The organism is Enterobacter sp. 04-C-12-SI-ECC (assembly GCF_047530715.1).
In the GTDB taxonomy this organism is placed as follows: domain Bacteria; phylum Pseudomonadota; class Gammaproteobacteria; order Enterobacterales; family Enterobacteriaceae; genus Enterobacter; species Enterobacter bugandensis.
Genome location: NZ_JBLKDI010000020.1, coordinates 14052 through 28030, shown reverse-complemented (window position 1 = coordinate 28030; position 13979 = coordinate 14052). Strand labels below are relative to the sequence as shown.

General features: G+C 56.8%; 16 protein-coding genes and 1 pseudogene. 7 read left to right on the top strand and 10 right to left on the bottom strand.

Translation table 11 applies throughout. The annotated features are described in order from the left end of the window. Window positions 1-94: 94 nt before the first annotated feature. Complete coding sequence (locus ACMWL8_RS20565) at window positions 95-985, top strand: oxidoreductase (protein ID WP_045260730.1); 891 nt, start codon at window positions 95-97, stop codon at window positions 983-985. A 53-nt stretch (window positions 986-1038) separates the two neighbouring features. On the opposite strand, the gene ACMWL8_RS20560 is transcribed toward ACMWL8_RS20565, so the two are convergent. From ACMWL8_RS20560 to ACMWL8_RS20550, 3 genes are read right to left on the bottom strand one after another with little or no spacing between them, the layout of a single operon-like run. After that, on the bottom strand, window positions 1039-1473 hold the full coding sequence (locus ACMWL8_RS20560) for a hypothetical protein (protein WP_045260731.1): 435 nt from the start codon (window positions 1471-1473) through the stop codon (window positions 1039-1041). Beyond that, entirely contained in the window at window positions 1470-1826 is a 357-nt protein-coding gene (locus ACMWL8_RS20555) for a tlde1 domain-containing protein (protein ID WP_045260732.1), read from the bottom strand. The genes ACMWL8_RS20560 and ACMWL8_RS20555 overlap by 4 nt, the downstream gene beginning before the upstream one ends. A gap of 10 nt (window positions 1827-1836) precedes the next feature. Next, complete coding sequence (locus ACMWL8_RS20550; protein ID WP_045260733.1) at window positions 1837-2328, bottom strand: Hcp family type VI secretion system effector; 492 nt, start codon at window positions 2326-2328, stop codon at window positions 1837-1839. Window positions 2329-2775: 447 nt separating this feature from the next. Here ACMWL8_RS20550 and ACMWL8_RS20545 point away from each other — a divergent pair. Beyond that, a pseudogene (locus ACMWL8_RS20545) lies at window positions 2776-2928 on the top strand (ketopantoate reductase C-terminal domain-containing protein); the annotation flags it as partial. A 170-nt stretch (window positions 2929-3098) separates the two neighbouring features. On the opposite strand, the gene ACMWL8_RS20540 reads toward ACMWL8_RS20545, so the two are convergent. Then, entirely contained in the window at window positions 3099-3998 is a 900-nt protein-coding gene (locus ACMWL8_RS20540) for a LysR family transcriptional regulator (RefSeq protein ID WP_045260750.1), read from the bottom strand. Between the two features lie 128 nt (window positions 3999-4126). On the opposite strand from ACMWL8_RS20540, the gene ACMWL8_RS20535 reads away from it, so the two are divergent. Then, on the top strand, window positions 4127-4699 hold the full coding sequence (locus tag ACMWL8_RS20535) for a flavin reductase family protein (protein WP_045260735.1): 573 nt from the start codon (window positions 4127-4129) through the stop codon (window positions 4697-4699). A gap of 179 nt (window positions 4700-4878) precedes the next feature. Here the strand turns inward: ACMWL8_RS20535 and ACMWL8_RS20530 are convergent, their stop codons facing one another. Then, the gene (locus ACMWL8_RS20530; protein ID WP_028012261.1) at window positions 4879-5334 is read right to left on the bottom strand and encodes a hypothetical protein; all 456 of its coding nucleotides are present in this window, start codon (window positions 5332-5334) and stop codon (window positions 4879-4881) included. Window positions 5335-5616: 282 nt separating this feature from the next. Continuing rightward, entirely contained in the window at window positions 5617-6498 is an 882-nt protein-coding gene (locus ACMWL8_RS20525; protein ID WP_045260736.1) for a LysR family transcriptional regulator, read from the bottom strand. Window positions 6499-6603: 105 nt separating this feature from the next. On the opposite strand from ACMWL8_RS20525, the gene budA reads away from it, so the two are divergent. The 4 genes from budA to ACMWL8_RS20505 all read left to right on the top strand — a co-directional run bounded on the left by budA (window position 6604) and on the right by ACMWL8_RS20505 (window position 10472). After that, window positions 6604-7383, top strand: a complete 780-nt coding sequence (budA, locus tag ACMWL8_RS20520; protein ID WP_028012263.1) for an acetolactate decarboxylase — start codon at window positions 6604-6606, stop codon at window positions 7381-7383. Window positions 7384-7396: 13 nt separating this feature from the next. Continuing rightward, window positions 7397-9076 (top strand): acetolactate synthase AlsS, encoded by a 1680-nt coding sequence (gene alsS, locus ACMWL8_RS20515; protein ID WP_045260737.1) that lies wholly within the window; start codon window positions 7397-7399, stop codon window positions 9074-9076. A 20-nt stretch (window positions 9077-9096) separates the two neighbouring features. Beyond that, on the top strand, window positions 9097-9867 hold the full coding sequence (locus ACMWL8_RS20510; RefSeq protein ID WP_045260738.1) for a (S)-acetoin forming diacetyl reductase: 771 nt from the start codon (window positions 9097-9099) through the stop codon (window positions 9865-9867). A 131-nt stretch (window positions 9868-9998) separates the two neighbouring features. Continuing rightward, the gene (locus ACMWL8_RS20505; RefSeq protein WP_045260739.1) at window positions 9999-10472 is read left to right on the top strand and encodes a cold-shock protein; all 474 of its coding nucleotides are present in this window, start codon (window positions 9999-10001) and stop codon (window positions 10470-10472) included. Window positions 10473-10515: 43 nt separating this feature from the next. Here the strand turns inward: ACMWL8_RS20505 and ACMWL8_RS20500 are convergent, their stop codons facing one another. From ACMWL8_RS20500 to ACMWL8_RS20485, 4 genes are read right to left on the bottom strand one after another with little or no spacing between them, the layout of a single operon-like run. After that, window positions 10516-11220 carry an ABC transporter ATP-binding protein gene (locus ACMWL8_RS20500; RefSeq protein ID WP_045260740.1) on the bottom strand — a complete coding sequence of 235 codons (705 nt, stop codon included), beginning with the start codon at window positions 11218-11220 and terminating at the stop codon, window positions 10516-10518. Beyond that, window positions 11207-12043 carry an ABC transporter ATP-binding protein gene (locus tag ACMWL8_RS20495; RefSeq protein ID WP_045260741.1) on the bottom strand — a complete coding sequence of 279 codons (837 nt, stop codon included), beginning with the start codon at window positions 12041-12043 and terminating at the stop codon, window positions 11207-11209. The genes ACMWL8_RS20500 and ACMWL8_RS20495 overlap by 14 nt, the downstream gene beginning before the upstream one ends. Beyond that, on the bottom strand, window positions 12036-12869 hold the full coding sequence (locus ACMWL8_RS20490; protein WP_045260742.1) for an ABC transporter permease: 834 nt from the start codon (window positions 12867-12869) through the stop codon (window positions 12036-12038). Before ACMWL8_RS20490 ends, ACMWL8_RS20495 begins: the two co-directional genes overlap by 8 nt. Then, the gene (locus ACMWL8_RS20485) at window positions 12869-13882 is read right to left on the bottom strand and encodes an ABC transporter permease (protein WP_028012269.1); all 1014 of its coding nucleotides are present in this window, start codon (window positions 13880-13882) and stop codon (window positions 12869-12871) included. Before ACMWL8_RS20485 ends, ACMWL8_RS20490 begins: the two co-directional genes overlap by 1 nt. Window positions 13883-13979: the final 97 nt, after the last annotated feature.

The following is a 13979-nucleotide window of genomic DNA, read 5'->3' as shown; positions in this document are numbered from 1 at the left end:
GTTGTCTGTGAATGTTGAGTATAGACAACGGGTGTGGCGCGCTCGTCTCAGGGTGGTATAACTGATAGCAGGCTTAGCAAAAGGGGAGTGACTCATGTCTGACCATCCAACCATTGCGCTGATCGGACCCGGTGCGATTGGGACCACCATTGCCGCGGTGCTGCATGACGCTGGCCGCACGCCGCTGCTCTGCGGACGCACCGCGCATCCGGAATTACGCCTGCGCCACGATGAGGGGGAAACGGTGGTGCCCGGTCCGGTATTAACCGATCCGTCCGTCATTACTCGCCCCGCAGATCTTGTTTTTGTGGCGGTAAAAACGACGCAAAATGCCGACAGCGCCGGGTGGCTGCGCGCGCTGTGCGATGAAAATACCGTGGTCTGCGCGCTGCAAAACGGCGTAGAGCAGAAGGCGCAGCTTGAGCCATTGGTCAGTGGCGCAACGGTGCTGCCGTCGGTGGTCTGGTTCCCGGCGCAGCGCGAGCCGGATGCCTCCGTCTGGCTCCGGGCGAAGCCGCGCCTGACGCTACCGGACGCGCCCCAGGCGCAGCGGGTGGTCGAAGCGCTTCGTGATACGCGCTGTGAAGTTCAACTCTCGGCTGATTTCCCCACCGTCGCCTGGCGCAAGCTGCTGCAAAACGCGGTCGCCGGGCTGATGGTGCTGACCAACCGCCGCGCCGGGATGTTCAGGCGCGAGGATGTCAGCGAGCTGGCGCTGGCCTACCTGCGCGAAGGGCTGACCGTCGCCCGCGCTGAAGGGGCGAAGCTGAACGATGACGTGGCGCAGGAGATCCTGGCGAACTTCCAACGCGCGCCCGTGGATTTGGGTACGTCGATTCTCGCTGACCGTCAGGCGGATCGCCCGATGGAGTGGGATATCCGTAACGGCGTCATCCAGCGCTACGGCCGCAAACACGGCATTGCGGTGCCCATCAGTGATGTGGTGGTGCCGCTGCTGGCGGCGGGGAGCGAGGGGCCGGGGTGAGCCTGGGTCTGGAGTGAAGGAAAGACCCGGCCGTTGTGCGCCGGGTAGCGTCTCTACTTAGCCTGACGGGCTTTCTCTGCTTTCAACTCTTCCATGGTTGCCTCCAGGATCCAGAGGCACTGAGCACCCTCAAACGTTTCCAGCAGCGCCCGGCGGGTACGCTGATAGAACGCGTCGATTTCTTCGGGGGATTTCTCTAAAGGCGGCGTGCAGACAATATCGCTGCCTACCATGTGCGGCCACTTTCCGGCGTCAATGGCGCGGAGCGCTTTCAGCGTTGCGTTCGTGTTTGTTATGAGCGCTGCGGCTAAGGCGTCCTCCAGCTGTTGCGCCTGCTTGACGTCAGCCGTAGCAGACAGGGTAGGAGCTTGCTCAATCCAGTGTGCATCACCAGAGGCGATTCCATTAAGTGCTGATGACCAGTCAGTGCTGGCTGCAATGGCTGGGACGGCGAGCGTACATAGCAGGAGTACGATAGGGTATTTCATCGCACGACCTCAAGGTCACCGCCGTCACGAAGGATTTTACGTCGCGTTGACAGTGAGAGAATGATGCACCCCTCTGATGCAAACCCGGCTGGACCATACTTGTGGTCACCATGAATGCGGAATTCTGAGCGACCAAAACTCTCTCCGGAGGTTTGCTCAAGGATGATTGTAATTGGTCCTTTTGAATTCGAATGACCCGCGATTTTATGTGTCCCGCGAGGCAGTGGCCCCAGTCCCTTTACATGCTGACGGTCCGGGTTGTTTTTATTCGTAAGAGCACCGGAATATCCAGTTTCAATTAATTTGCCGTCTTTATACATCTTGCCGGTAGACTGCTCATACTTCCATACCATAACGTTCTCCTTATGCCGTTTTGCGATCATTCCAGCTATCAGAATGCATGATGTTACCGTCGACATAGCGCCAGGTAATTTTTTCATACAGCAGTTCTACCAGCTCAAGATGGTTATGTTTCTCATAGTCAGGATCTTTGACGTCAAGCATCATTGGACAGACGCTGACGATCGTAACTCCTTCCATAAGGGTGGAAAAATATTCCACTTCCTGGCCGGCATCGTTGATACGGTAAAACTTTACCTCTGCGGATTTTAGCTTCTGACCTGTGCTGACAGCCTTGTACAAATAGGGGCTGGAGGCGTCGATCTCTTTATCGAAAGAATAAGGGGAATGGACGCGAAGACTTGTTGCTTTGCCGTTATGCTTGTCCGTGGGTTGCATTACGCCGTGGTTCAGTGCGATTAACTCAATACTTCCTTCACGACCATGTATATCGACAGAGCCTTTGATGTCGGCACCACCGTCGTCTTTGAGCCATAAATAAGCGGGAATAGCCATTTGTATAAAACTCCATTTAAAAAATCCTGAAAAAGCCTTTTGGTTAAGTTGGTTAGGTAACCATGGTGACGCTAGCGCTTATAAAGTGGGTCGTCAATTTTTGTACGATTTGGATATGAAATGATCTGCATTTTCGTTGATATAAATTAAGAAAATGTGGGATCTTACGGTTAGAAACTGGAAAATTTATTAATGTTTAATGCCGTGGTTTTACTTAAGTATTAATTAAGTAAATATTGATTGAAAGTCTAATAAATATTTGGGTTGTTATTAGGTTTATATCTATTTAACGATTTATTGATTGGTTAAAAGCTCATAACGGTTCGTCAGAATACCCGCAAATCCCTAGCGACATGCCTGAAACGGTTAAAGAGGTTAAGCAGAAAATCCTACTTCCGATGCTTATATAGCCGTCTGGTTAGCTGCCAGTGCAGATCTTTTATGCTGTCATTCCTGGCTGACCGTCAGGCGGATCGCCCGATGGAGTGGGATATCCGCAACGGCGTCATCCAGCGCTACGGCCGCAAACACGGCATTGCGGTGCCCATCTGCGACGTGGTGGTGCCGCTGCTGGCGGCGGGGAGCGAGGGGCCGGGCTAACGGCCGCTGTTTTTCCATTCGGCAAAGTAATGGGCGGCCGTGCTGCCCATCGCTTTTCTAAACAAAATGATAAACGCATTCATACCTGAGAGTGGAGGCGGGCCGATAGAGAGGAAGGGAGATGAATATGAATGTCCGCTCTGTGCCAGCAGCAGACGTTGAGGAGAATATTATTTTGATGTGAAATATTTGCGTAATATTTTTTCTAATAGCGAGAAAACGACCGTCACCCTTTTGGGAGTAATCAGCTGGTAAGGTCGATATAAATAAAATTGCCATTTCTCCTGTCGGAGTTCTGGCAGTGGGGGAACTAGTTGGCCGCTTGCTAAGTACTCCCTACAGATAAAATCGCTGGATTGTACAACCGTTTTTCCGGCCAATGCAGCCTGAATTTCGGCGTATGGGTCTGTAGTATAAAACTCAATATGACGAGGGACAAAAGTGTTCACTGCGTCACTCATAAACTCAAATGATTTTCCCGTCTCAGGATTAATTAAACCACTGAATGGATAACGCTGTCGAAGATCTTCTAAATCAGTAGGTGCTCCCAGACGCTCAATAAGTTCAGGGGATGCAACCAAAATATGTTCAACTTGTCCGATGTTTTTAATGATAAAGTTTGGATTAGGTTCTCGCCCTACGCGTATACCTATATCGATACGATGCTCAATAGTATCAAGTTTCATCATATCTAAACGCCAGTCGATAAATAACTCAGGATAGGGGCGTAGTGCAGTCAAGAGTTCATACAAGATTTGTTCATGATTTGGAAATCGAAGTAATGTGATGCGAACAATACCTTTCATTTCATTATCATCTTTCGCCATCTGAAATAATTTTTCAGAATCTTCCAGCAGTCGCTTCGCTTGGGGTAAAAATAGTTCGCCGAAACTGGTGAGAAAGATCGAACGAGTATTGCGTTTGAATAAAGGTTCACCAAGTTGTTTCTCCAACTCAGCGACTGTTCGGGTTACTACTGATGGTGAAACCGACAGTTTGATGGCTGCTTCGCGGAAGTTCAAGGTCTCAGAGGCGATGATGAAAAATTTTAGTGCATCAAGTTTGTTCATGATTATTGTGAAATTTGCAATAATGTATTTTGATAATAGCAATTAATTTGCAACTATTCCAGCCATATAATCGAACAATCAAATAAGTAACCTGTCTTACTTTTTATCAGAACTCAAAAGAGTAAATTATGTCAATTCAACCAATAGAGTTAAACAAAGCCTATCGTTTATTACAGGTCGGGCCAACCACGATGATATCGGCTAAAAATGATGGCATTGAAAATGTCATGGCAGCGGCCTGGGTGGGATTAGTAGGCAATAACAAAGTGATGGCTTTTATAGGTCCACAGGCATTTACTCGCGGGCTTGTAGAAAAAAGCGGATATTACGCTGTCCAGATCCCAGTAGTAAATCAGATGGAAATGGTTTTATATGCTGGAGGCCACAGTTATTCCGACACACCAGATAAAAATAGTAAAATCCCACTATTTTATCAGAAAGAGTTTGATCTGCCTTTAGTTGAAGGTTGCGCTGGCTGGTTAGTATGTAAGGTCATACCCAATGAAGAAAATGAAAAGCAGCACAACTTGTTCTTGGGGGAAATTGTCGGAGCATGGAGTGATGACCGCGTTTTCAGAAATGGGCACTGGATTTTTGATGATGCGCCTGATGAATTACGTACTGTCCATTACGTAGCTGGTGGACAGTTTTATGCCATTGGCAAAGGTACAAAATTTAATTATGGTCCGGGAAAAGACTAATCCTTACTTCTGTATAAATGTAGCCATATAACATGTCTACATAGAGGTAGTAGCAAAAAAAAACAATTAAGATGTCCGCTTTTCGCTCTTAACGGACATTCAACAAACAACGCTATTCTTTTATTAAGGCCAAAGTCCTGCTTTTTACCCAGCAGGACCCCGGCCTTCCATCACCCGCCTCAGTGCGCCGTGATATAAGGCTCTTTCACAAACTCCGCCAGCAGCCAGACCATATCATGCAGCAGCCCGGTGAGCTCTTTCGCCACGCTCGCAGGTAATGTCCCGCCCATTACTGCCAGCGTTAACGCCACGGCATAATCCACCTGTAGCGCCGTTTCTTGCCAGCATTCTGGCACGCAGGAGGTTATCTTTTCCCCCGCAATGAGCCGTTCCACCAGATACGGTGGAAGTTCTGAGTCACAGCACTCGCGCAGCCGTTTCAGCGCAGCCAGCAGTCGCTCGCATAGCGTGGCAAATGTCACTGCGTCGTAAGTTTCCACCAGTACGCTTACGTAAGCGGCGCAGGCATCGGCCAGTTCGAAGAGATCCGCAGAATCGGAAATTGGGTGGTTGATGAGCTGATGAACAACGCTTTCCTCAGAAAGCGCGTAGGAAAATTCAGGGGTAGTCGCCATTTAGCATCCTCTTTGTCTAAAAAATGTCACGTTATGCTAACGGGTTCCTACGCCCGGTTACGGATGTGCCGCAACGCAGGCACTTTACGACCACGGAGAAGGGATGAAAAGTGATAAACCTGAATTACATAAGGTTGCTTGCAGGTTTGCGAGGCGGCTTCCAGAACGGCATTGCCGGGCGGCGGCTACGCCTGACCCGGCCTACAAAATCCAAAGCCCCAACAGCGACACGAACCGTAGGCCCGCGCAAGCGAAGCGCCGCCGGGCACCGCCGCGCTGCCGTCACCCTTCGCTCATCATCGCCAGAAACCGCTTCACCGTCCGCGAACGTTCGAAGCGCCGCCAGCAGAGCGCGATATCGGTATAAAGCTCCGGCGAGCGCAGCGCGTGGTAGGTGACATTCGGCGGTGAAATGGCCGCCATGGATTTCGGCACCAGCGCGAACCCGCCGCCGGCGGAGACCATGCTCAGGGAAGAGGAAAGCTGCGACGACTGCAGCGCGCGCTGCACGTTTATTCCGGCTCGCTCGCAGCAGCCGTAAACCCGGTCATACAGCCCCGGCGCGACCTCCTGCGGGAACAACACCACCGGCGTATCCCGAAGTTCCTCCAGCGCCAGATCGCCGCACGTCGCCAGGGGATGATCGCGATGCAGCGCCACCACCATTGGCTCCCGGTCGAGGATTTTTAATTCGAATACCTTGCTGCTTTCGCACGGCAGGCGCACGAAGGCGATATCCAGTTCACCCTCCGCCAGCATCGTGGTCAGCGACGACATGTTGGCTTCCACCTGGTGAACCTGCACTGCCATGTTCTGCACCTGAAACTGGCGGATCAGGGCGAAGATTTTGGGATGAAAAGCATCCGAACTGGTAATGCCAATCGACAGGCTGCCGTTCAGCCCGCGCGCGATGCCCCGGGCTTTCTCCAGCGCGGCGTCGCTCAGCGCCAGGATCTTACAGGCGTCCTCATAGAAGGCTTCTCCCGCCTCGGTCAGCTCCACGCCCCGCGTCAGGCGCCTGAACAGCGGCGTGCCCACTTCCTCCTCAAGCCGTTTGATCTGCTGGCTCAGAGGAGGTTGTGAAATACCCAGCGCGTTGGCCGCCCTGGTGAAGTGTCGCTCGCGTGCTACCGCGACAAAATAGCGCAGATAACGAAGTTCCATATCAAAAACGTCTCAAACCAGCATGGATTCTATATTGGAACTCTCTGCTGAATCGGGTCAACATTTATTTAACCTTTATAAATAAAGTTGAAGAGGACGAGCATGATGATGCATTCATCTGCATGCGACTGTGAGGCGAGTTTATGCGAGACCCTGCGCGGGTTCTCGGCTCAACATCCTGACAGCGTGATCTATCAGACATCGCTAATGAGCGCCCTGCTAAGCGGCGTCTACGAAGGGGAGACCACCATCGCCGACCTGCTGGCACACGGCGATTTTGGCCTCGGCACCTTTAACGAGCTGGACGGCGAAATGATTGCCTTCAGCAGCCAGGTGTACCAGCTGCGCGCCGACGGCAGCGCCCGCGCCGCGAAGCCGGAGCAGAAAACGCCGTTCGCGGTGATGACCTGGTTCCAGCCCCAGTACCGCAAAACCTTCGACGGGCCGGTCAGCCGTCAGCAGATCCACGACGTGATCGACCAGCAGATCCCCTCCGACAACCTGTTCTGCGCGCTGCGCATCGACGGCAATTTCCGCCATGCGCACACCCGCACCGTACCGCGCCAGACGCCGCCGTACCGGGCGATGACCGACGTGCTGGACGACCAGCCGGTGTTCCGCTTTAACCAGCGCGAGGGCGTGCTGGTGGGGTTCCGTACCCCGCAGCATATGCAGGGCATCAACGTGGCGGGCTATCACGAACACTTCATCACCGACGACCGACAGGGCGGCGGCCATCTGCTCGATTACCAGCTGGAGAGCGGCGTACTCACCTTCGGTGAAATTCACAAGCTGATGATCGACCTGCCCGCCGACAGCGCGTTTTTACAGGCCAACCTGCACCCCAGCAACCTTGATGCGGCTATCCGCGCTGTCGAAAACTAACAGGAGAACTACCGTGAACAGTGAGAAACAGTCACGTCAGTGGGCGCACGGCGCCGATATGGTTGTCGGTCAGCTGGAAGCGCAGGGCGTGAAGCAGGTGTTCGGGATCCCGGGCGCAAAAATCGACAAGGTCTTTGATTCCCTGCTGGACTCCTCCATTGAGATCATTCCCGTACGCCACGAGGCCAACGCGGCGTTTATGGCGGCGGCAGTGGGGCGTCTGACCGGCAAAGCCGGGGTGGCGCTGGTCACCTCCGGACCAGGCTGTTCGAACCTGATCACCGGTATTGCCACCGCTAACAGCGAAGGCGACCCGGTGGTAGCGCTGGGTGGGGCGGTGAAGCGGGCGGATAAAGCGAAGCTGGTGCATCAGAGCATGGACACCGTCGCGATGTTCAGCCCGGTGACAAAATACGCCGTAGAAGTGAACTCCCCGGACGCGATTGCCGAGGTGGTGTCCAACGCGTTTCGCGCCGCCGAGCACGGCAGGCCGGGCGGGGCGTTTGTCAGCCTGCCGCAGGATATTGTCGACCAGCCCACCACGGGGGCGATTTTGCCCGCCAGCGGTCCCGCGCTGATGGGGCCGGCACCGGAATCCGCCATTAACGACGTGGCGAAGCTTATTGAAAAGGCCAAAAACCCGGTCATCTTACTCGGCCTGATGGCCAGCCAGCCCGCCAACAGCGCCGCGCTGCGCAAGCTGCTGGAGAAAAGCCGTATCCCGGTCACCAGCACCTACCAGGCCGCCGGGGCGGTCAATCAGGAGCACTTCACCCGCTTTGCCGGACGCGTCGGCCTGTTTAACAACCAGGCGGGCGACCGGCTGCTGCATCTGGCGGATCTGATTATCTGCATCGGCTACAGCCCGGTGGAGTACGAGCCTTCTATGTGGAACAGCGGCGACGCTACGCTGGTCCACATTGACGTGCTGCCCGCCTATGAGGAGCGCAAGTATGTTCCCGATCTGGAGCTGGTGGGGGATATCGCCGCCACGCTGAACCTGCTCGCCAGCCGCATTGAGCACAAGATTGAACTGAGCCAGCGCGCCTCGGAAATTCTGGTCGATCGCCAGCATCAGCGGGACCTCCTCGACCGCCGCGGCGCATCGCTTAACCAGTTTGCCCTGCATCCGCTGCGCATCGTGCGCGCCATGCAGGACATCGTGAACAACGACGTGACGCTTACCGTCGATATGGGCAGCTTCCACATCTGGATCGCCCGCTACCTCTACAGCTTCCGCGCGCGTCAGGTGATGATCTCCAACGGTCAGCAGACCATGGGCGTGGCGCTGCCGTGGGCGATAGGCGCGTGGCTGGTCAACCCGGGCCGCAAGGTGGTGTCGGTCTCCGGCGACGGCGGCTTTTTACAGTCGAGCATGGAGCTGGAAACCGCCGTACGCCTCAACGCCAACGTGCTGCACATCATCTGGGTAGATAACGCCTACAACATGGTTGCCATTCAGGAAGAGAAAAAATACCAGCGTCTTTCCGGCGTCGAGTTCGGCCCGGTCGATTTCAAAGCCTATGCCGACGCGTTCGGCGCAAAAGGTTTTGCCGTCGAGAGTGCCGACGCGCTCGAACCGACGCTGCGTGCCGCAATGGATGTCGATGGCCCGGCCGTGGTGGCCATTCCCGTCGACTACAGCGATAACCCGCTGCTGATGGGCCAGCTCCATCTCAGCCAGATTTTGTGAATCAACATAAGGACAGAGAAATGCAAAAAGTGGCTCTCGTAACCGGCTCAGGCCAGGGGATTGGCAAAGCGATCGCGCTTCGTCTGGTTAAGGATGGTTTTGCCGTCGCTATCGCCGATTACAACGAAGAGACGGCGAAAGCGGTTGCCGATGAAATCACCCGCAGCGGCGGGAAGGCTGTCGCCGTGAAGGTCGACGTCTCTGACCGCGACCAAGTGTTTGCGGCCGTGGAGAAAGCCCGCACCGAGCTGGGCGGCTTCAACGTTATCGTCAACAACGCCGGGGTCGCGCCGTCCACGCCGATCGAATCCATCACGCCGGAGATTGTCGACAAGGTCTACAACATCAACGTAAAAGGGGTGATCTGGGGCATTCAGGCCGCGATTGACGCGTTCCGCAAAGAGGGACACGGCGGCAAAATCATCAACGCCTGCTCCCAGGCGGGGCATACCGGCAACCCGGAGCTGGCCGTCTACAGTTCCAGTAAATTCGCGGTGCGCGGCTTAACCCAGACCGCCGCACGGGATCTTGCTCCGCTGGGGATCACCGTTAACGCCTACTGCCCGGGCATCGTTAAAACGCCGATGTGGGCGGAGATCGACCGTCAGGTTTCCGAGGCAGCGGGTAAACCGCTCGGCTACGGGACCGAGACCTTCGCCAAACGCATTACGCTTGGCCGCCTGTCCGAACCGGAAGATGTTGCCGCCTGCGTTTCATATCTTGCCGGGCCAGACTCTGACTATATGACCGGCCAGTCTCTGCTCATCGATGGTGGGATGGTGTTCAACTAAATTCTAATAAGCTCTGACATGAGTTTTCCCCTGCCTCCGCGCAGGGGCTTTTTTTTGTCTCCTCCGCCATTGTGCATTACACTGCGCGCTGCAAAACTTTAGTCATTACGATCTGACAGGTGGTAACAGCGATGAACGGTACAATCACAACGTGGTTTAAAGATAAAGGCTTTGGATTTATCAAAGATGAAAACGGCGACAACCGCTATTTTCATGTGATTAAGGTCGCGAACCCCGATCTGATTAAAAAAGACGCTGCGGTGACCTTCGAGCCAACCACCAACACCAAAGGCCTTTCCGCGTATGCGGTGAAGGTGATCCCCGAAAGTAAGCACCTCTATATTGCAGGCGAGCGCGTGAAGCTCACCTCGATCAAATCCTTCGTGGTATTCAGCGAAGAAGAGCCCGTTGAGACCAAAATCGACAAAGAGAACGCGGTGCTGTCGGTGGGTCTGCTGATGAACAGCATTAAACCAAAATCCGACAAGAAGCCGGGCGAAATGCGCACGGTGAAGAAGCTGGCGATCACCACCTTCCAGAACACGACGATGATCTTTACCGAAGATGAAATCGACATCGACGCGACGGTTAAGCTGCTGAAGTAATTTTATGCCGGGTGGCGGCGATGCCTTACCCGGCCTGCAAAACTTAACCCATTCTGTGCTCGCCCCGTAACATCGCCTCACGGTCAAACACCTTCTGAATCGCCCCGTGCGCCATAAACGCTGCCCGGTCGGACATATGGGCAATCACGTCCGCGTCGTGGCTCACCAGCAGATAGGTCATCTCATGCTCGGCCTTCAGGCGGTTAAGCAGGTTCAGGATTTCCGCCTGCACCGACATATCCAGCGCCGAGGTCGGTTCATCCAGCAGCAGAAGCTGCGGGCGCAGCAGCAGCGCCCGGGCAATGGCAACGCGCTGGCGCTGGCCGCCGGAAAGCTGGTGCGGGTAGCGCCTGCCCGCGTCGGCGGAAAGCCCCACCTGCTGCAGCGCATCCGCCACCTTTTCCACAACCTGCGTTTCGCCGTGGAGGCTTAGCGGCTCCGACAGGGTGCGCGCAATGGTGTGGTTTGGATGCAGCGACGCCCACGGATCCTGAAACACCATCTGCACGTTGCGGCGAAGCTTGCCTTCAAAGCGGCGCCCTGGCGTTAACGTTTCTCCCAGCAGCGCAATACCGCCGCGCCAGTCGCGCTGTAGCCCTGCCAGCACGCGCAGAAGGGTCGATTTGCCGCAGCCGGATTCGCCAATCAGGCTGAACGTCTCGCCTCTCTCTATGCTAAAGCTGGCGGCAGAGACCGCCGTTTTTTCCCCGAAGGTGACCTGCACCTGGTTAACCTCAACGAGCGCCATCGCTGGCCTCCTTCCACGGCTGCGAACGATCGAGCGTCGGCAGCATCTGTCCATAAGTATGGGCGTCTGGACGACAGGTCCACAGGGTGCGCGTGTACGGATGCGTCGCCTGCGGGAGCCGGTTCGCCGCCATCTCATCGACCTTTTCACCCTGATACATCACCAGCACGCGGTCGCAGTGCTCCGCCACCAGCGGCAGATCGTGGCTGATTAACAGCATCGCCATCTGGCGTTCTTCGCACTGCTGCACCAGCAGCTCGAGGATCTGGTTGCGCAGGCGGGCGTCCAGCGCGGAGGTCGGTTCGTCGGCAATCAGCACCTGCGGGTTGTTGATCAGCGCAATCGCAATCATCACCCGCTGGCCCATGCCCCCGGAAAGCTCGCCGGGATAGCGTGACAGCACGTTCTCGTTCAGCCCGACGGCGCTGATGATGTCGTGAATGCGCGCCGCACGCTCCGGGCGCGTCAGGCGCTGATGCAGCGTGAGGGCCTCATCAAGCTGGGCGGCGACGCTTTTCGCGGGATTAAGGGCGTAGCGCGGGTCCTGCAGGACCATCGCAATCCCGTTGCCGCGCAGCGCCTGCCAGCGGCGGGCGTTCAGGGTCAGTAGATCGTTGCCAAGCACGTTGAGCCGGTTCGCGCTCACGATACCGGGTTTGCGCACCAGACCCATCAGGGCGCGGGCGGACATCGACTTACCGGAGCCGGATTCCCCCACCAGCGCCAGCCGTTCGTTGCCAAGCCGAAAGCTCAGGTTGTTGACCACGCGCGCGGCCGGGTAGTCGATATTCAGCGCATCGACGATAACGCGGTGTTCAGTCATGCTGTGGCTCCAGTACGTCGCGCAGGCCATCGCCCAGCAGGTTAAACGCCAGGCTGGCAAAAAGGATGGCGCCGCCAGGAATGGCGGCAATCCACCACTGGTCGAAAATCACCTGCATGCCGTCGGAAATCATCGCCCCCCATTCGGCCATGGGCGGACGCGCGCCAAGGCCGAGGAAGCCGAGACCGGCGGCGGCCAGAATAATCCCCGCCAGATCCAGCGCCAGCCGCACAATCGCGGACGGCAGGCACAGGGGCAGAATATGGCCGACCAGCAGGCGCAGGCCGCGGATCCCCATCATCTCCGCGGCGGACAGATAATCGCTGTGGCGCAGACGCTGAATCTCGCTCCGCGCCTGACGCGCGTAGGCGGGCCAGGTCGTTAAGGCCAGCGCCAGCGCGCCGTTGACCAGCCCCGGGCCAAGCATCGCCACAAACGCGAAGGCGAGGATCAGGCGCGGCATCGACATCACCACGTCGGTAAAGCGCATCAGGATACGCTCCACCCAGCCGCCGTAGTAGCCGGACAAAATGCCCACCAGCAGCCCGGCGGGCAGGGTAATGACCGTCACCAGGGCCACCAGCCCGAGCGCCGGACGGGTGCCGTAAATCAGGCGCGAGAGCAGATCGCGCCCGTAGCTGTCGGTGCCCAGCCAGTGCCGGGCGCCAGGCGCCTCCAGGCGCGCGGCAGCGTCCTGCCAGTTCGGATCAACCGGCGCCAGCCAGGGCGCGAACAGGGCAATAAACACCAGCAGCGCGAGGCCAGTCAGTCCGCAAACGGCGGCAGGGGAGCGGCGCAGGCGGCGTAAGAAGAGATAAAACGGCATCAGCGCACCCTGGGATCGGTCGCCCGCACAAGCAGGTCGGTAAGGTTATTGATCAGCACAAAGCAGACGCCAATCAGCAGCGTACCGCCCATAACCGCGGTCGTGTCTCCGGCGAACAGGGCGGTGGTGAGATATCGTCCAATGCCCGGCCACGAGAACACGGTTTCGGTTAATACCGCCCCTTCCAGCATGCTGGTATAGGCCAGGGCGATCACCGTCAGTAGGGTGCTGCGAATGTTCGGCAGCACGTGGCGCAGCAGAATGGCCATCTCCCCGGCACCCTTGGCGCGGGCAAGCAGGATGTACTCCTTGTTCATTTCGCTGAGGCAGGCCGAGCGGGTCAGACGGGTAATGCTTGCCAGCGAGTAATAGGCCAGCAGCAGCACCGGCAGCACCAGGTGGCTGATGGCGTTGCGGAATGCCTCGCGATCGCCGGAAAGCCAGGTGTCTATCAGCGCAAAGCCGGTGCGCGGCTCGACGGTGAACTGCCAGATATCGTCCAGCCTGCCGGGGCCCACGCTCCACTGCAGCTTCGCGTAGAACAGGGCCAGCATCAGCAGGCCAAGCCAGAAAATCGGCACCGAGTTGCCGAGAAGGGTGAGCGTTCTGATCGCGACATCGAGCGGCGAACCGGCGTAGCGGGCGCACAGCACTCCCGCCGTCACGCCGAGCACGGACCCAATGATTAACGCCAACGTCGCCAGCTCCAGCGTAGCGGGGAAGGCGTGCAGCAGATCCTGCAGCACCGGCTGCCCGGTGGCGCTGGCGGTGCCTAAATCACCGTGGGCGAGATTTTGCAGATAGTGCCAGAACTGCACGGGCAGGGGACGATCCAGCCCGAGCTGGTGGCGAACCTGATAGTACGTTGACTGGCTGGCGTGATCCCCGACGATCTGCAGCACGCGATCGACCGGGGAAAACGCCGAAAGCGCAAACGTGACGAGCAGCAGCCCGAAGAGCGTCAGCAGCAGGGTCAGCAGACCCTGAAGCACGCGGGTGGAAAGATGTGGCATGGGAAATCTCTTCATGCCGGGTGCGGCTTCGCCTTACCCGGCCTACAAAAACCGAGAACACAGGCCGGGTAAGCGCAGCGCCACCCGGCAACAAGGG